This is a genomic window from Flavobacterium antarcticum DSM 19726, assembly GCF_000419685.1.
In the GTDB taxonomy this organism is placed as follows: domain Bacteria; phylum Bacteroidota; class Bacteroidia; order Flavobacteriales; family Flavobacteriaceae; genus Flavobacterium; species Flavobacterium antarcticum.
Genome location: NZ_ATTM01000001.1, coordinates 179,103 through 196,745, shown reverse-complemented (window position 1 = coordinate 196,745; position 17,643 = coordinate 179,103). Strand labels below are relative to the sequence as shown.

The window sequence follows — 17,643 nt, the reverse complement described above, 5'->3', positions numbered from 1 at the left end:
AAAATTGAATGTTTTTTTAACTTACCAAAAATGAATCATTTTAAGAAATTCTTATTTCTCTTTTTATTAGCTACGATAAGTACTTTTGCACAGCAAAAAATTACGCTTGAAGAAATCTGGGGCGGTGCGTTTCGGACGCAAGGCATGGACGAATTGCAGTCCATGAAAAACACCAACCAATATACTATCTTAAATTTCGATCGAAATTCAAGAAGTATGCAAATCGATCTTTACGACTTTGCCACACTCAAAAAAGTGGATACTTTTATTGATACCAAAAATTTTCCAAATTTCCCTTCTATTGATAGTTACACATTCAACAAAAAGGAAGATTTGATATTAATTGCTACAAATTCGGACCAAATATTCCGTCATTCTTTCGTAGCTGATTATTATTTGTATGACATCAAGAGCAAGAAGATGACCAAGCTTTTTGACTATAAAATTCAAGAGCCAACTTTTTCGCCTGACGGCAGTAAAATTGCTTTTGCCAAAGAAAATAATTTATTCGTTTACACCATTGCCAATCAATCTTTAGCACAAATTACGACTGACGGATTGAAAAACAGTATCATCAACGGAATTACGGATTGGGTTTACGAAGAAGAATTTGCTTTTGTACGAGCTTTTGATTGGAATGCATCAAGCGATAAGATTGCATTTATAAGATTTGATGAAACAGAAGTGCCTGAATTTACAATGGACATTTACGACCAAGGTTTATATCCGGTTCAGCAAACTTTTAAATACCCAAAAGCAGGAGAGAAAAACGCAATTGTGAGTTTGCATATTTACGATTTGAATGCCAAAAAACCGACAAAAATTAATTTAGATAAATACAACGACTTTTACATTCCAAGAATTAAATGGACGAATGATGCTAATGAATTGAGTGCTCAAATCATTAACCGTCATCAGAATAATTTGGATTTACTTTTTGTAAATGGAACTACAGGAACCACAAAAGTAATTCTGAATGAGAAAGACAAAGCATACGTTGACATTACAGACAACTTAACTTTTCTAGCTGATAACAGTTTTATTTGGAGTAGTGAAAAAGATGGTTTCAATCATTTATACCATTACGATAAATCAGGAAAACAAATTAGTCAAATCACAAAAGGAAATTGGGAAGTGACTTCTTATTATGGTTTGAATGAAGCAACAAAAACTATTTTTTACCAATCAGTCGAAAATGGTTCTATTAACCGCGATGTGTATTCTATTAGTTTAAACGGAAAAAATAAAAAACGTCTTTCTTCAAAAACGGGAACGAGTTCAGCTACTTTTAGTCCAAATTTTGCGTATTATATCAATACTTTTTCAGATGCAAAAACGCCAATGATTTACAGTTTGAACGACGCGAAATCTGGAAAAGAATTGCAAATCATTCGTGAAAACGAGGCGCTTTCAAAGAGAATGGAAAAGTACAACTTACCTTCCAAGGAGTTTTTAGAATTAAAAACAGATGGAGGTCAAGCACTGAACGCTTGGATGATTAAACCTAAAGATTTTGATGCTTCGAAAAAATATCCGGTTTTGATGTACCAATATTCAGGACCTGGTTCGCAACAGGTTGCAAATAAATGGTTGGATACAAATGACATGTGGTACATGATGCTTTCCCAAGAAGGATATATTGTGGTTTGTGTGGACGGAAGAGGAACTGGATTTAAAGGAGCTGATTTCAAGAAAGTGACTTACAAAGAACTTGGAAAATTTGAAGTTGAAGACCAAATTGATGCTGCGAAAACCATTGGAAAATGGAATTATGTTGATGCTTCTCGAATTGGGATTTGGGGCTGGAGTTACGGTGGCTTCATGTCGTCTAATTGTCTTTTAAAAGGAAACGATGTGTTTAAATCGGCAATTGCAGTAGCACCTGTTACAAACTGGAGATTTTATGATTCGGTTTATACGGAACGCTACATGCAAACACCTCAAGAAAATGCTTCAGGTTACGATGAAAACTCACCAATCAATCACGTAAGCAAATTAAAAGGACCTTTTTTATTGATTCACGGTTCTGCAGACGACAATGTACATGTTCAGAATTCCATGTTGATGATTGAAGCTTTGGTTCAAGCCAACAAACAATTTGATTGGGCCATTTATCCGGACAAAAACCACGGTATTTATGGCGGAAAAACACGTTTACAGTTGTATACGAAAATGACTAATTTCATAAAAGAAAATTTATAATAGTATGGCAAATTATAGAGAAATTATAAAGAGAAATGCAAGTAAACGTTTTGGAAAACCTTGTATAAGAGATACTAGAATTTCAGTTTATGATGTTTTGAATTGGCTTGCAAATGGAATGACAGCTAAAGAGATAATTGCTGATTTTAAAGAATTAAATGAGGAGGATATTTTAGCATGTTTATCCTATGCAGCAGACAGAGAACATAAAATTGAATTAGCTTAATGAAACTCTTATTTGACCAGAATATCTCATATCGAATTGAAAAGCAAATTAGTTCAATTTTTATTGACTCGAAACATGTGTCGAATGTTGGTTTATCAAACACAAACGATTCCGATATTTGGCAATTTGCAAAACAAAACGAATATGTAATTGTTACTTTTGATTCTGACTTTTATGACATTAGTCTACTAAAAGGAAGCCCACCAAAAATTATTTGGATTAGAGGAGGAAATTTAACTACGAAAAAGATTACTGAAATTTTTGAAGACAAACATCTAGCGATAAGAGATTTTATCGAAAACCAAGACAAAAAAGAAATCGCTTGTCTTGAAATCTATTAAAAAAACGAACAAAAATTAAAAACCCATGATAGAGCAAAAAGACGACTTACTAATAAAGCACTTACACAACAGAGGAATTGACGACGCGATGGTAATGAATCATCCGGCATCACTTTTCGTATTATTTTTTACAGAAATGTGGGAACGTTTTTCCTATTACGGAATGCGTGCTTTGCTAACCGTCTTTTTAGTTAGCGAACTTATGGATGGCGGTTGGGCCTGGACCAGTGAAGAAGCGTTAAAACTTTATGGTTTATACACTGGTCTTGTTTATTTAACTCCATTATTAGGAGGAATGATCGCCGATAAATTTACAGGCTATCGAAAAGCAATTTTAATTGGTGCTTTGATTATGACTTTAGGTCACGCTTCGATGGCACTTGAAGGAATTAGTCAAAACTTTTTCTATGTAGGATTACTATTTATGATTTTGGGTAACGGTATGTTTAAGCCAAATATCTCCTCAATGGTAGGCCAATTATACCCGGATTCAAGTACTAAAAAAGATGCAGGTTACACCATTTTCTACATGGGAATTAACGCGGGAGCTTTCTTAGGAATGTTACTCTGTGGTTATATTGGTGAAAAAATCGGATGGCATTTTGGATTCGGATTAGCGGGTGTTTTTATGTTCTTTGGAATGCTACAGTTTTACTTTGGACAGAAAATATTTGGTGTAATTGGACAAGATGTCAACATCGCTCAAAAATCAGAATTGACTGACGAGCAAAATTCAGAAGTTGTTTCGGCACCACATATTGTAAGAGATCGATTAATTGTAGTTGGAGTTTTCATGGTGGCGAGTATCTTTTTCTTTTTTGCTTTTGAACAAGCAGGAGGTTCGATGACTTTATTTGCAAAAGATTACACACAAAGAGCGTTAACTGGAACAACAGGAACAATTTTCAAATGGGTGGATGCAATTTTGACTATTTTCCCAATAGCTATTGTAACCTATGTATTGTATGGTTTGTCTCAAAAAATTTATAAAAAATATCCGCTTACAATTATTTTTACAGCGATTTCGTTTGTTATTATTTGGGGACTTGGAATATGGAAAGTAAATCGTGAATTTAATTTAGAAACAACTGAAGTAACTGTTTCTTGGTTTCAAATTTTAAACTCATTTTTCATTATTACGTTAGCGTCATCGTTTAGTAAAATGTGGGAAAAAGTTTGGAATCCTTCGGGACCCGTTAAATTTGCCATGGGACTTATTCTAGTAGCCGTTGGTTTCTTCTTCTTGTCTTATGGAAGTTTGAGTATTCCTCAAGGAGCAAAAACAGCAGCAGTTAGTATGATCTGGTTAATATTAGCTTACTTTTTCCACACGATGGGAGAATTATGTCTTTCGCCTGTTGGATTATCGTACGTAAGTAAATTGTCACCAAAGAAATTCGTAGGATTATTATTTGGATTGTGGTTTACCGCTTCAGCAATTGCAAATTTCATCGGAAGTTTTATGGGTGCTTACATTGACAAAATTTCGGCGGCGTATTCACTTTCGTATTTCTTTATATTTATTGCAGGAGTGCCTTTGTTTGCGGCAATTATGTTGTTGATTTTCAATAAGAAACTTGTAAAAATGATGCACGGTATTAATTAGATTAATTTATGACAGAACAAAATTCGTCAGCGTCCGCGCTTTCTTTAGCAGAAATTCAAAATTTTGAAGGAAAATACCCAAAACAGCTTTGGTATTTATTTTTAGTTGAAATGTGGGAACGTTTTTGTTTCTACGGAATGCGAGGAGTTTTAACCATTTTTATGGCAGATCAATTGCTTGGTTTGGCATTGTCAGACAAGGAAGCCAATCTAAAATACGGAGCGATTCAAGCATTTGTTTACGCTTTTACTTTCATTGGTGGAATTTTCGCAGATAAAATTTTAGGTTTTAAAAAGTCGTTGGTTTTCGGAGGAATTGTAATGGTTTTGGGTAACTTATTGATTGCTTATAATCCGCATGATTATTTCTTTTTTGGAATTACACTTTCCATTATTGGAACGGGATTTTTTAAACCGAATATTTCCTCGATGGTTGGTGACTTATATGTAGAAGGTGACCCAAGACGTGATGCTGGATTTGGATTATTCTATTCTGGAATTAACATTGGAGCACTTTTAGGAGGAGCTATTTGTGTTTATTTAGGAACAAGTGAAGATTGGGGTTGGAATTATGCGTTTTTAGCCGCAGCAATCGTAATGGTTATTGGACTGATTACGTTCGCAATCATTCGAAAAAGTTTAGGGCCAATTGGAAATTCTCCTCTTTTAGAATTGCCAAAAACCAAAAGAACTACAAGAGAAATTGCAGTATATGTTGGTTCGCTTTTAAGTTTACCGCTAATCTATTTAATGATTCGAAATACGGATTACACCGATTATTTCATGTACACTATCGGACCAATTGCCATACTTTATTTCTTGTATGAAATGTTCAAAGAGAAAGAAGTGAAAGCACAAAAGAAACTTCTAGCTGCATTTACTTTCATTATTTTCTCTATCATTTTTTGGGCGTTTTTCGAACAAAGTGGTGGTTCATTGGCTTTGTTTGCGAAAGATAATTTGCACCACAGTTTGCTTGGAATTGAAATCAATCCGAACATTGTCAACAATACTTCTAATTCACTTTTTGTAATTATTTTTAGTCCAATTCTTGGATTAATCTGGTTAGCGATGGCCAAAAAGAAAATTGAGCCTAATACCGTAATGAAGTTTGGTATTGGATTTTTATTCCTTGCAGCCGCGTTTTACACATTTTATTACACTAGATTTTTCGCTGACGTTGAAGGATTAACTTCTTTGAATTTATTTACGTTTGCGTACTTAATTATCACTTTTGGTGAATTATGCTTGTCGCCAATTGGACTTTCTATTATGACCAAGCTTTCGCCAAAACGCCTATCAGGTATGATGATGGGAATGTGGTTTTTAGCCAGTGCCTACGGACAATATGCAGCCGGATTATTAGGTGCGGGAATGTCTTCACCAGACGAAAATGCAACTTTAGTAACGAAATTACAAGGATATACAGAAGGGTATTACCAACTTTCAATTTACGCTTTAATCGCAGGAGCATTATTGATCATTGTTTCACCATTGATTCGTAAATTAATGCAGGACGTAAAGTAACATCTTAAATAAGAAATAATAAAAGCGACCTCAACAGTCGCTTTTATCATTTTGCAACAAATAGCCACTTGTATCCAATTATTCGTTTTATTTGTAAAACCAAAACATTTTAAAAATAGATTAATATAAAACTTTACTATGGAGACAACTAAAAAAGCTGGTTTTGTCCAAACCGTAACTTCATTCAACAAAACATTTTGGATTGCCAGTTTCATGGAACTAATGGAACGTTGGGCTTGGTACGGGATTTTTACACTTTTCGGATTGTACTTAGTTGGATCAACCAATGAAGGCGGATTGGGTTTTAACCACATTCAAAAAGGAAACATTATGGCGAATGTAACAGCCATCTTGTATCTACTTCCGTTATTTTTTGGCGTGATTGCCGACAGAATTGGCTATAAACTATCACTGACCATTTCGTACGTGATTATGATGGTTGGTTATTATTTTATGGGAGAAGTCAATACGTATTGGAGTATGTACATGGTTTTCTTGATGGTTGCCATTGGTGCTGCTTTCTTTAAACCTGTTGCTTCGGCAATTGTGGCACGAAATACAGATGAAACAACTGGGACCATGGGTTTCGGTATTTTCTACATGATGGTGAATATTGGAGGTTTCCTAGGACCCGCGATGTCTTCGTATTTGCGAACAGAATACGGTTGGAGAATTATCTTTATCCAAGCCGCTGTCGTAATAGGAATCAATCTTCTCGTAGTTTTATTTTTCTACAAAGAACCAAAAATTGAAAAAGGTCCTAAAACACCCATACTTACTGAATTCAAAAACTCAATTGGTAATATTATCGAAGCGTTAAAAGATAAGCGTTTGACTATCTTACTGATCTTAATGGTTGGCTTCTGGACGATGTTTAATCAGTTGTTTTATACGTTGCCCAACTTTATTGAAGATTGGATTAACTCAAATGAATTGAGCATTTGGTTGAATGAAAACATTCCGTTTCTCGGCTCTTTGATGACGCAGGACGGACAAGTAAAACCGGAATGGTTTTCAAATCTTGATGCGTTCATGATTATCATTTTGCAGGTTTTTGTTTCCTATTTTGTAATAAAAATGCGACACCTTCACGCTATTATTCGTGGAGCAATTATCGCTACAATTGGTGTTGGATTGACTTTTTACACTCATAATCCTTGGTTCACGATCTTTGGAACAATGATTTTTGCAGTGGGAGAAATGATGTCAAGTCCTACTCTATCATCATTTATTGCTATTATCACACCAAAAGGAAAAGAAGCGTTGTACCAAGGAACTTACTTTTTACCCGTTGCCGCTGGAAACTTTTTTACCGGATTTATCGCGGGAGATTTGTACCAAAAATGGTCGGATAAATTGTCCTTACTTCAAACAGAAATGGGCAAAAGAAATATTACAATGCCAGAAGTAGTCAGTAAAGAACAATATATTGAAGAAGCTTCGAAAGCATTAAATGTTTCGATCACTCAGTTTGAAACGCAATTTTCATTGAAACAAGATAACTTAGATTGGAATCTCGTTGGAACAAAAGTGTCCCAATTTGCATCAACGAAAGGAGTTGATCTTTCAAATATAGCAATGCCATTTTCGAAAAATGAATATTTTGCACTTGCTGAACAAAAATTGAGCATGTCGCATTGGGAATTAACCGACTTCCTTTGGAACAACTACCAACCCAATAAATTATGGTTTGTAGTTGTCGGAATTGGACTAATTTCAATCGTTTCTTTATTGATTTATGACAAGATGGTGATCAAGCCAATGGAACTAAAACAAGCAAAATTAAAGGACATAACATAGTTTTCAAGGTTTAACACATCGGGAATCGAATATAAAATTCGGATAATAGTTGAGTTTAAGAATTTTTTACTTTATTTGCGGGTCTTTCGACGAACCAAAAACTATTAATTGATAAATTATTTATATGAATCAAGTTACAGAAGCGGGAAATCCAGATTTTTTTGAATCAAAAGTTTTAGGACATCCAGCGGGATTATTCGTTTTATTCTTTACAGAAATGTGGGAGCGTTTTTCATTCTACGGAATGCGCGTTTTACTAATTTTATTTTTAACTGCCGCAATAACAGGCGGAAATCCAGGTTATGGATGGAGTTCTGAAAACGCAGGAGCATTGTACGGAACTTATGCCATGTTGCTTTACATTACCCCTATTTTTGGTGGAATAATAGCCGACAGATACATCGGTTACCGTTGGGCTGTAGTAATTGGTTCAATAATTATGACCCTTGGACATGCTGCGATGTTCATGGATTCTGAATTCATGTTGTATTTAGGTCTTGGATTATTAGTTATCGGTACTGGTTTCTTTAAACCAAACATGACTTCAATTTTATCAGAAATGTATAAAAATTTCCCAGAGAAAAAAGATGGTGCTTACACGATTTTCTACATGGGTGTTAATGCAGGAGCGTTCTTCGGAATGATGTTATGTGGTTATTTAGCTGCGAATTTAGGATGGCACTGGGGATTTGGATTAGCAGGTATTTTCATGTTATTAGGAACAATACAGTTTTGGTTAGCTAAACCGTTATTTGGCGATATTGGCGAAGTTCCAAATAAAGAAAAGAGAGCGATTGAATCTGCAAGAGTAGCAGCATCTAAAAATGAGGACGACAAACTAAATCCTTATACGACAGTTGATATTGCATTAATCATATTGACAACAGTAATCGGTTTATTATATGCTTTTAATGATCCTTTATCTAAAATTGGTGGAATTAATTTATTTGACTTTAAAGTAGGAAATCTTGACGGTTCAATTTTCATGATATTACTAGCTTTAGTATTATTTCTTTATTTGGTAGTAAGTCGCTTGATGCGATACACAACTGTAATTCGTCATAGAATGATTGCGGTAATTATCTTTGCCTTCTTTACCATTTTCTTCTGGATGTCATTTGAACAAGGTGCTTCGTCCTTAGTGATTTTTGCACGTGATAGTGTAGACCGCTCATTAGAAGGAACTTCATTGACCGTTTTTAACGTTGTAAATACCTTACTTACAATAGTTCCCTTATTGATTATTTCTTGGGTACTTATTTTATTGGCAAAACAAACTTATAAAAAAGCTTTAGGTTCAAATATCGTTTTAGCTATTACTTTCCTTGGAATTTGGGGAATTGCAATCTGGATGTTATTAAATGAATTCAGTAAATCTGCTTCAGAAATTGATCCAAGTTGGTTCTCAATCTTGAACTCATTCTTCATCATTGCATTCGCTTCTACGATTTCTAAAATTTGGGACAGTAAATTCAATCCACCCGCTGCTGTAAAGTACGGTTTGGGATTAATTATTATGGCAATCGGTTTTGGATTATTGGCTTACGGTTCTTACGGAATTACAACAGGAGTTAAAGTATCAATGATTTGGCTAGTGTTGGCTTACTTATTCCACACGTTAGGAGAATTATTCCTTTCGCCTGTTGGTTTATCTTATGTGTCTAAATTGGTTCCTGCACGAATGATTGCTTTTATGTTTGGAATGTGGTACTTGGCAATTGCAATTGGAAACAAATTAGCAGCTGTTTTAGGTGGCGAAATTGACAACATTACAAAAGCCTACTCATTGTCAACATTCTTCTTAATCTTTGCAATTGTACCAACGGTAGCAGGATTATTAGTAATAGCTTTGAATCCTGTATTGAAAAAATTAATGCACGGTGTACGATAGTTAAAAAGGTTAAAGTTAGCGTTAGGTTGATTTGACTTCAATCATTTGGTACTGTTTTTGAAAATAATGTAAAAAATAAAATTATGAAAAAGTATTTATTAGTTTTTGTATTAGCTATTGGAAGTTTCGCTGCTACTGCACAAGAAATAAAATGGATGACTTTCAACGAAGCTATTGCCGCTCAAAAGAAAAATCCAAAGCCTATTTTTATGGATGTTTACACGGATTGGTGTGGACCCTGTAAGATGTTAGACAAAAACACTTTTCACGATCCAAAAATCGTAGAATTAGTAAACAAGAACTATTATGCTGTAAAGTTTAATGGCGAAGGAACAGATGTAATCAATTACAAGGGAACTACCTTTAAAAACGCAAATCACAATCCGAACTCTAAAGGCAGAAACTCAATCCATGATTTCACTACTTATTTGCAATTGAGAGGTTATCCTTCCATGTATATTTTTGATGCAAAAGGTGACGTTAAAAGTCCAATAGTCGGTTATTACACAGCAGAACAATTACTGCCAATGTTGTAGTATTTATTTCTCAATTTTATAGAATCCCTTTTCTGCAACTGCATGGAAAGGGATTTTTTGTTGTTCACAAGTCGTTCTAATTCGATCTACTACATTTTTATAATTTGACGCATCAGCAATAACGATTTCAGGTTTGTAATGACGCAATAGTCGATCGAAATTAATCTTAGGTGATTGCGTAATCAGTATAATATTTGGTTTCAAATCGGCAACAAAAACAGCACTACTATCCAAAATCAAAATTTTCTTTTGGTTATAAAACATCAAGTTAGGAATTTGTTTTCTACTACTTACTGTGGTTCCGTTTGCCACATTGTAGGACTGAACGTTTCTATTTAACAATGTATCTTCACGCGAAAAAACAGCAATGTGTTTTCCTTTTCGTTCCAAGACAAGGGAACTATTTCGTTCCTGCAAAACCAAAAATTCGGTTTTGTTTTTAGATTTAAAATCAAATGAAAAATAACTGAATTGGAAAAATAGTATCGAACATAAAAGTATTGAAATCGTTCTGAAATTTCGATTGATAAAGAACCAACCCAATGCAAAAACAGCAAAATACAAGGTTGCCATCATCCAAAAATTAAAAGAAATATCTCTGAAAATAAAGGATTCGTAAGAAGCTACTTGTTCAACGATAAAATTTAAGAACCAAATCAATTTTTCTAAAATCTTCGCTACAAATTCGGGAATCGGCGTCCAAAATGCGATTAAAACCAATAACAATCCAACACCCATAATTAAGGTCAAAAGGAACATAATTAGCAAATTAGTAACGAAAAATAAGCCCGGAAATTGATGAAAATAATACAAACTCAACGGCATTGTTCCTAATTGAGCGGTTAGCGTAATTGTAAAAACTTGCCACAAATGATTCCCCACTTTATTTTTCGGATTCCAAAATTTAACTAATTCTGGTTGCAACCAAAGAATAAAAAACAAAGCTAAGTAACTCAGCTGAAACCCAACGTCAAAAAGAAAAGACGGCTCAAAAAGCAAGATCAAAAATATGGAACAGTAAAAGGTGTAAAATACGTACGTTTTTCGCTTCATGTACATTCCAACTGCTACAAATGAAAACATGGTAACTGAACGAACAACAGAAGGTGAAAATCCAGCAACCAAAGCAAAACACCATAACACAAAAATAATTGCAATGACTTTAAAAATACGATATCGGTTCGTATTCGGTAGAAAACCCAAGAAATAATTCAGAAAAAGCAATACAAAACCCACGTGCAATCCTGATACAGAAAGTATGTGAATCGCTCCTGCATATTGATAATTTTGCAGAACGCTGGGATCTAAATCTTGTCTTTGTCCGAGAATTAAAGCATGAACCACACTCAATTCCTTATCGTTAAACGAACTGTTTTTTAAGTTTTCAATTACGCGATTTCTAAAAACAGCGCTGTAATAATAGAGGTTCTTTTTATGCGTTGAAAAAAGAGCAACAGAAGTATCATCTGCATAAATTTGACCAAAAATCGATTTATTTTTTAAGAATGCACCGTAGTCAAACTGATCTGGATTAAGTGGCTTTTGAAGTGGAAGAATTTTGGAGTGTACCGCTAATTTCATTCCAACCTTCATATCTGAAGACGTTTTATCTTTTCGAAAGTTGACTAGAATTTTTCCCGAGGAAGATTTGTTGTTTAGCTGATATACCTCAGCAACAAAACGATTGTTTTTTAAAGTAGGTTTCCAGCGTTCTATAAGAACGACCTTTAAAGTAGAAACAGTGTCAAAAGCATTTGCATTGTGCGAATAATGGGTAGAATCATTGGTGTCCTGATGAGCAATGGCAGTAAAATTGCCTAATGCAAACGAAACTAAAAAACAAATTCCCGTAAAGAGTTTTAAGAAACTAGAATTTTTACTTTTGTAATTTAGCAGAAATAGAATAATAAAAATAGAGAATGAAGCTACAAGTAAAAGCAAACCGCTATTAAATGCTAGATTTAAATACCGATTGAAGATAATACCAAAAACAAAAAATAAAGTTATTTGCGTTAACGGATATTGAAGCACTTTCATTATCCGAAATTAGTGAAATATATTATAGGTTTGACAAAACCCGATTTACTTGTGCAAAAGCTTTTTTGTAGTAACTTTCTTTAGTTGAAGATATTATAACGCCTTTTGAAGTCGACGAATGTATGAATTTAATTTCATCGCCAATAATATCAACTACCATTCCCACATGATTAATCACCCTTTTACCGTTGGTTTTGAAAAATATTAAATCACCTTTCTTAACACTTGACGAATCCACTTTTTCACCCACAGTTGCCATATCTCTTGAAGAACGAGGAATTGATATGTCAAATAAATTATAAACTGCTGTAACCATTCCTGAACAATCCATGCCATCTGGCGAAGTTCCTCCACCACGGTACCGAACGCCCAAAAATTCCATAGCATTATTAATCATTTGCTTTGCAACGTAGTTTTCAGGTTTAGAAATAATAATATCTTCGTCTTCCACATCAGAAATTACTGCTTTTAAATTTGCATTAGCGACTGCAGAATTCGACTTTGCATTCTTTGCATCTGCTTTTTTACTACTTTTTTTGGAAGGCTTTTCGACATTCATAGCTACATCATTTTTAGAATCTGATGCAGGTTTTTGATAAATTCCCTTTTTTACGGCTTCTTTTTTAGAAGTAACAATTTGGCTGTGGCCAAAAGCAAACGTAAATAACAATATGAAAGTGAAAGAAAGATTTTTTGTAATGGACATATTTATTTTTATTTTTCAAGAGATTTAAACTAAACCCCTTTTAGATTTATGGATAAAAATGATTTTTATATTGTAATAAATTACATTTAAAACGTAATACAAAAAACAATTATTGTGCCAAGAACAAACTTAATCAAAAAAAACAGAACTTAAACCACAAGCGATTGATTTTTAACTAAATAAATTTTATTGAATAGCATTTACAATAAGTTTTGCGGTTTTATCACTCGCTCCTTCTCCTCCTAAATGTTGCTCCAGCTGGTTATAATCCTCAAAAATACGCATTCGATTGGTAGTATCTAAAATTTTTGAAAGCTCTACTTTTAAATTTTTAGTATTGAAATCTTCTTGAATCAATTCCTTAACCACTTCCCGATCCATAATTAAATTGACTAGCGAAATGTACTTTAACGTAATCACGCGTTTTGCAATTTGATACGAAACCCAACTTCCTTTATAACAAACCACTTCCGGAACTTTAAACAAAGCCGTCTCTAATGTGGCCGTTCCCGAAGTAACCAGTGCTGCATGAGAAATGGACAACAAATCGTATGTTTTATTCGAAATAAAATGCACGTTTTCATTTTTTAAGAACGTTTGATAGAACGAAAATTCTTGACTTGGAGCTCCAGCAATTACAAATTGATATTCTTTGAAATTTTCTACGACACTTAGCATCACAGAAAGCATCTTGGTAATTTCCTGTTTTCTACTTCCAGGAAGCAAGGCAATTATTGGTTTCTCGTCTAAATTATTCTCTTTTCTAAAATGCACTTCAGTGGTAACTTCTCGGTTTTTAATCGCGTCGATCAGCGGATGACCTACAAAGTGAACCGGGAATTTATGTTTCTTTTCATAAAAATCTTTCTCGAAAGGCAGAATAATATACAATTCATCAAAATCACGTTTTATAGCGGCAATTCGGTTTTCCTTCCAAGCCCAGATTTGAGGAGAAATGTAGTAATGTGTTTTGATTCCGCGTTTTTTTGCCCATTTTGCAATTCGCATATTAAAACCAGGGTAATCGATAAAAATAATAACGTCTGGATTAAAATGTAGAATATCTTCTTTACACATTTTAATATTTCCAAAAATCGTCTTTAGATTCATTATCACTTCTGAAAAACCCATAAAAGCCAATTCTCGGTAATGTTTCACTAGAGTTCCACCCGCTTTCTCCATTAAGTCGCCTCCCCAAAAACGGATTTCAGCGTGAGCGTCTTCCTTGTAAATAGACTTCATTAAATTTGATCCATGCAAATCTCCCGAAGCTTCTCCTGCAATGATATAATACTTCATAATCGTTTGTTGCCTCTTAATAAATTTATGCAAATATAGTCACAACTGCTAATAAAATGGTAGCGAAAACAACTCCTCGCGCCATCAGTTCCTTATTTATTTTCAACAAATAGAAGAAGACAAATAAGTTCAAAACCGTACCTAATGCGATCAACTTACCCAACTTTCCCTCTGTTTTCAAAGTCGAAAGTCCATTAACAAATTCATAATCAGTAAATAAAGCGATAAAAAGATATACGCCTATAAATGCTGTAATAAGTCCAATCAGCAAACCGTAAAGCAAATCAATCTTTTTCATTCAAGTTCCATGTATTTAATTGTTGCATCGCATAATGAGCGGTCATGTCAAATTGAACGGGAACAATAGAAATAAAACCATTCTCTAAAGCCCACTCATCAGTATCGTTTCCTTTATCGTGGTTGACAAACTCGCCAGTTAGCCAATAATAATCGCGGCCTTGAGGTGTTTGTCTTTTATCAAACTTCTCTTGCCAGACTGCTTTCGCCTGACGGCAAATTTTAATTCCTTTAATCTGATTTTCTTCGAGCTTCGGAATATTGACATTCAAAACTACACCTTCGGGCAATCCTTTATCAAGTACTTCAAGCGCGATTTTTTTAATAAACGTTTTACATTGACTGAAATCAGCATTCCAATCGTAATCCAGTAATGAAAACCCAATAGCGGGAATTCCTTCAATACCAGCTTCAACGGCAGCACTCATCGTTCCTGAATAAATGACATTTATGGACGAATTAGAACCGTGGTTGATTCCAGAAACGCATAAGTCAGGTTTTCGTTTTAAAATTTCTGTTACCGCTAATTTTACACAATCAACCGGCGTTCCGGAACAACTCAGTTCTTTGAAATCCGAATTTTTATCAGAGATTTCATTTAAATACAACGTGTTATTGATGGTGATGGAGTGTCCGGTAGCACTTTGAGGTTTGTCTGGAGCAACAACAATAATGTCGCCTATTTCCTTCATTACTGCAATTAAAGCTCGAATACCAGGTGCCGTAATTCCATCGTCATTGGTAATTAAAATTAGTGGTTTTTTTTTCATATCTTGTGTTTGTAATTTCAATAAAGCATTGAATCACCTCTTATTTATGGTCAAAAATATTTTAATGCTAAAATAAACATTTTTCACGTTAACTTAGTATTTTAGCACCTTTAACAAAAAATTATCGCTAGTGCTACTACTTGGCACGGTTTTTAACTTAATTTAGTTGAAAAATTTAGATTGTTGAAATCGATGAATATCATATTAAATTTTATGAAAAAGAATATAAAAATTATTGCCTTTGTTGCCATTCTTTCGGCAGCATTATTTAGCTTTCTACCTAACAAGGTCAAGGAAAGCGATCCTGAAAAAGACAAAGCCTTATTACAGTTAATCACATTTGTAATTGAAAAAGGACATTACGACCCTAAAGCCATTGATGATAATTTTTCAAAGTCATTATATAAAAGTTACATCGAAGGATTAGATCCTTCAAAAAGATTGTTTCTACAAGGTGACATCGATGAGTTTTCAAAATACGAGACCTTATTAGATGATCAGATTCTTGGTAAAGATTTGTCTTTTTTCGACTTGACTTACAATCGATTGATGTTGCGAACAAAAGAAAGCAAATCGTACTATAAAGACGCACTTGCAAAACCTTTTGATTACACTCAAAATGAAGAGTTAGACACCGATTACGAAAAATCACCGTACACAAAATCTACTGAGGAATTGAAAGACCGTTGGAGAAAACAAATCAAATTGTCTACATTAGCTTCATTGACTGACAAGTTAGATTTTGAGAAAAAGAAAGATTCATTATCAAAAACAGATCAAAAGAAACTAAAAAAGGAAGATCTTGAACCTAAATCTTTCAAAAAGCTTGAAGAAGAAACAAGAGAAAATTCACTAAAATCCTTAAATGAAGTGTACGATTTCATGAGTGATTTAACTCGTGAAGATTATTTCGGGATTTATTTGAACAGTATTGCTGAAAATTTTGATCCACATACCTCTTATTTGGCACCAGAAGACAAAGAGAAATTTGACGTCAGTATGAGTGGAAAATTCTTCGGAATTGGAGCGCGATTGCAAAAAAAGAACGATTATACAGAAATTACAGATTTAATTTCAGGCGGTCCAGCTTGGAGAGGAAAACAACTTGAAGCCGGTGATGTAGTTATGAAAGTTGCTCAAGGAAAAGAAGAACCCGTTGATATTGTAGGAATGCGATTAGACGACGTAGTTAAAAAAATCAAAGGTCCAAAAGACACTGAAGTTCGATTGACCGTAAAGAAAACAGATGGAAGTATTAAAGTTATTTCTATTATCAGAGACGAAGTTGAAATTGAAGAAACGTATGCAAAATCAAGTATTGTCGAGAAAAACGGCATTAAATATGGCGTGATTTATTTACCGAAATTTTATATTAATTTTGAAAACAGAGACGATCGTGACGCTGCAAAGGATGTCAAATTAGAAATTGAACGCTTGAAAAAAGAAGGCATTCAAGGAATCGTAATGGACCTGAGAGATAACGGTGGAGGTTCGCTTTCAACTGTTGTTGACATTGCAGGAATGTTCATTAAAGATGGTCCAGTAGTTCAAGTAAAAGCAGTAAATCAAGAGAGAGAAGTCCTTTCTGACATGGATAAATCGATACAATGGGACGGACCTTTAGTAGTGATGATTAATAACTTCTCTGCTTCTGCATCCGAGATATTAGCCGCTGCAATTCAAGATTACAAACGCGGAATAATTGTAGGAAGTAAACACTCTTTTGGAAAAGGAACGGTTCAAAATGTATACGAATTAAATCGTTACATCAGAAACAGCGATTTTGGAGATTTGGGTGCTTTGAAAACAACCACTCAAAAATTCTATAGAATTAATGGTGGCTCAACTCAATTAAAAGGAGTAGCAAGCGATATTCATTTGCCAGACCGTTTTTCTTATGTTGAAATTGGAGAAAGTGATATGGAAAATGCAATGCCATGGGACAAAATTGAGGCTGCAACTTATCAGACGTGGGCTATTCCAAATTACGACAATGTAATTGCAAAAAGTCGTGCTCGTTTGAAAGAAAGTGCCCAGTTCGCTTTGATTGATGACAATGCAAAATGGTTGAGCAAACGACGTGATGAACATGTGTACAGTTTGAATTTGAAAAAATTTGAAGCAGAACAAAAAGCGATTGAATTAGATATTAAAAAATATAAACCAATTACTACCTATAAAAGTAATTTAGAATTCCAATCTTTGCCGTACGAAACAGCAATTATGCAGAAAGACACTTTACTGAAAGAGAAAAGAGTCCGTTGGCATGAAAGTTTATCTAAAGACGCATATGTTGAAGAAGCTTTAAACATCTTAGACGACATGCAGCCAAATGGCGGAAAAAAAATGGCTGTTCCTGCATCGAAAACAAAAAAAGGTAAAATTGTAGGTTCTCTATAAAAAAGA

14 protein-coding genes are annotated in these 17,643 nt (G+C 34.2%); 9 read left to right on the top strand and 5 right to left on the bottom strand.

All coding sequences use genetic code 11. From position 1 onward, the window contains the following. The first annotated feature begins 30 nt into the window (after positions 1 to 30). The 8 genes from YWA_RS0100910 (at position 31) to YWA_RS0100875 (ending at position 10,128) form a co-directional block, all read left to right on the top strand. Positions 31 to 2,202 (top strand): S9 family peptidase, encoded by a 2,172-nt coding sequence (locus YWA_RS0100910; protein WP_022826613.1) that lies wholly within the window; start codon positions 31 to 33, stop codon positions 2,200 to 2,202. A 4-nt stretch (positions 2,203 to 2,206) separates the two neighbouring features. Next, positions 2,207 to 2,428: a DUF433 domain-containing protein gene (locus YWA_RS0100905; protein ID WP_022826612.1), complete on the top strand. Its 222-nt coding sequence runs from the start codon at positions 2,207 to 2,209 to the stop codon at positions 2,426 to 2,428. Beyond that, a complete protein-coding gene (locus YWA_RS0100900; RefSeq protein ID WP_022826611.1) occupies positions 2,428 to 2,769 on the top strand; it encodes a DUF5615 family PIN-like protein in 342 nt (113 codons plus the stop codon). Before YWA_RS0100905 ends, YWA_RS0100900 begins: the two co-directional genes overlap by 1 nt. Positions 2,770 to 2,794: 25 nt before the next feature. Continuing rightward, a complete protein-coding gene (locus YWA_RS0100895) occupies positions 2,795 to 4,375 on the top strand; it encodes a peptide MFS transporter (protein ID WP_022826610.1) in 1,581 nt (526 codons plus the stop codon). Positions 4,376 to 4,383: 8 nt separating this feature from the next. Next, positions 4,384 to 5,901, top strand: a complete 1,518-nt coding sequence (locus YWA_RS0100890; protein WP_022826609.1) for a peptide MFS transporter — start codon at positions 4,384 to 4,386, stop codon at positions 5,899 to 5,901. A gap of 138 nt (positions 5,902 to 6,039) precedes the next feature. Further along, complete coding sequence (locus tag YWA_RS0100885; RefSeq protein ID WP_022826608.1) at positions 6,040 to 7,701, top strand: MFS transporter; 1,662 nt, start codon at positions 6,040 to 6,042, stop codon at positions 7,699 to 7,701. 124 nt (positions 7,702 to 7,825) lie between these two features. Further along, positions 7,826 to 9,592 carry a peptide MFS transporter gene (locus YWA_RS0100880; RefSeq protein WP_022826607.1) on the top strand — a complete coding sequence of 589 codons (1,767 nt, stop codon included), beginning with the start codon at positions 7,826 to 7,828 and terminating at the stop codon, positions 9,590 to 9,592. Between the two features lie 83 nt (positions 9,593 to 9,675). Continuing rightward, a complete protein-coding gene (locus YWA_RS0100875; RefSeq protein WP_022826606.1) occupies positions 9,676 to 10,128 on the top strand; it encodes a thioredoxin family protein in 453 nt (150 codons plus the stop codon). Between the two features lie 3 nt (positions 10,129 to 10,131). Here the strand turns inward: YWA_RS0100875 and YWA_RS0100870 are convergent, their stop codons facing one another. The 5 genes from YWA_RS0100870 to surE form a co-directional block, all read right to left on the bottom strand. Next, on the bottom strand, positions 10,132 to 12,165 hold the full coding sequence (locus YWA_RS0100870) for a ComEC/Rec2 family competence protein (RefSeq protein WP_022826605.1): 2,034 nt from the start codon (positions 12,163 to 12,165) through the stop codon (positions 10,132 to 10,134). 22 nt (positions 12,166 to 12,187) lie between these two features. Continuing rightward, positions 12,188 to 12,871 carry a C40 family peptidase gene (locus tag YWA_RS0100865; protein ID WP_022826604.1) on the bottom strand — a complete coding sequence of 228 codons (684 nt, stop codon included), beginning with the start codon at positions 12,869 to 12,871 and terminating at the stop codon, positions 12,188 to 12,190. A 186-nt stretch (positions 12,872 to 13,057) separates the two neighbouring features. After that, positions 13,058 to 14,170 carry a lipid-A-disaccharide synthase gene (gene lpxB / locus YWA_RS0100860; protein ID WP_022826603.1) on the bottom strand — a complete coding sequence of 371 codons (1,113 nt, stop codon included), beginning with the start codon at positions 14,168 to 14,170 and terminating at the stop codon, positions 13,058 to 13,060. A gap of 25 nt (positions 14,171 to 14,195) precedes the next feature. Beyond that, the gene (locus YWA_RS0100855) at positions 14,196 to 14,468 is read right to left on the bottom strand and encodes a hypothetical protein (RefSeq protein WP_022826602.1); all 273 of its coding nucleotides are present in this window, start codon (positions 14,466 to 14,468) and stop codon (positions 14,196 to 14,198) included. After that, complete coding sequence (gene surE / locus YWA_RS0100850; RefSeq protein WP_026718487.1) at positions 14,455 to 15,237, bottom strand: 5'/3'-nucleotidase SurE; 783 nt, start codon at positions 15,235 to 15,237, stop codon at positions 14,455 to 14,457. The genes YWA_RS0100855 and surE overlap by 14 nt, the downstream gene beginning before the upstream one ends. A 192-nt stretch (positions 15,238 to 15,429) precedes the next feature. On the opposite strand from surE, the gene YWA_RS0100845 reads away from it, so the two are divergent. Then, the gene (locus tag YWA_RS0100845) at positions 15,430 to 17,637 is read left to right on the top strand and encodes a carboxy terminal-processing peptidase (protein WP_022826600.1); all 2,208 of its coding nucleotides are present in this window, start codon (positions 15,430 to 15,432) and stop codon (positions 17,635 to 17,637) included. Positions 17,638 to 17,643: the final 6 nt, after the last annotated feature.

What these genes read in the sequence shown, in the direction of transcription:
- YWA_RS0100895 (WP_022826610.1), top strand. Translation starts at nt 2,795, where the DNA reads ATGATAGAGCAAAAAGACGACTTACTAATAAAGCACTTACACAACAGA.
- YWA_RS0100880 (WP_022826607.1), top strand. Translation starts at nt 7,826, where the DNA reads ATGAATCAAGTTACAGAAGCGGGAAATCCAGATTTTTTTGAATCAAAA.
- YWA_RS0100845 (WP_022826600.1), top strand. Translation starts at nt 15,430, where the DNA reads ATGAATATCATATTAAATTTTATGAAAAAGAATATAAAAATTATTGCC.
- YWA_RS0100855 (WP_022826602.1), bottom strand. Translation starts at nt 14,468, where the DNA reads ATGAAAAAGATTGATTTGCTTTACGGTTTGCTGATTGGACTTATTACA.
- YWA_RS0100885 (WP_022826608.1), top strand. Translation starts at nt 6,040, where the DNA reads ATGGAGACAACTAAAAAAGCTGGTTTTGTCCAAACCGTAACTTCATTC.
- lpxB (WP_022826603.1), bottom strand. Translation starts at nt 14,170, where the DNA reads ATGAAGTATTATATCATTGCAGGAGAAGCTTCGGGAGATTTGCATGGA.
- YWA_RS0100870 (WP_022826605.1), bottom strand. Translation starts at nt 12,165, where the DNA reads ATGAAAGTGCTTCAATATCCGTTAACGCAAATAACTTTATTTTTTGTT.
- YWA_RS0100900 (WP_022826611.1), top strand. Translation starts at nt 2,428, where the DNA reads ATGAAACTCTTATTTGACCAGAATATCTCATATCGAATTGAAAAGCAA.
- YWA_RS0100910 (WP_022826613.1), top strand. Translation starts at nt 31, where the DNA reads ATGAATCATTTTAAGAAATTCTTATTTCTCTTTTTATTAGCTACGATA.
- YWA_RS0100875 (WP_022826606.1), top strand. Translation starts at nt 9,676, where the DNA reads ATGAAAAAGTATTTATTAGTTTTTGTATTAGCTATTGGAAGTTTCGCT.
- YWA_RS0100865 (WP_022826604.1), bottom strand. Translation starts at nt 12,871, where the DNA reads ATGTCCATTACAAAAAATCTTTCTTTCACTTTCATATTGTTATTTACG.
- surE (WP_026718487.1), bottom strand. Translation starts at nt 15,237, where the DNA reads ATGAAAAAAAAACCACTAATTTTAATTACCAATGACGATGGAATTACG.
- YWA_RS0100905 (WP_022826612.1), top strand. Translation starts at nt 2,207, where the DNA reads ATGGCAAATTATAGAGAAATTATAAAGAGAAATGCAAGTAAACGTTTT.
- YWA_RS0100890 (WP_022826609.1), top strand. Translation starts at nt 4,384, where the DNA reads ATGACAGAACAAAATTCGTCAGCGTCCGCGCTTTCTTTAGCAGAAATT.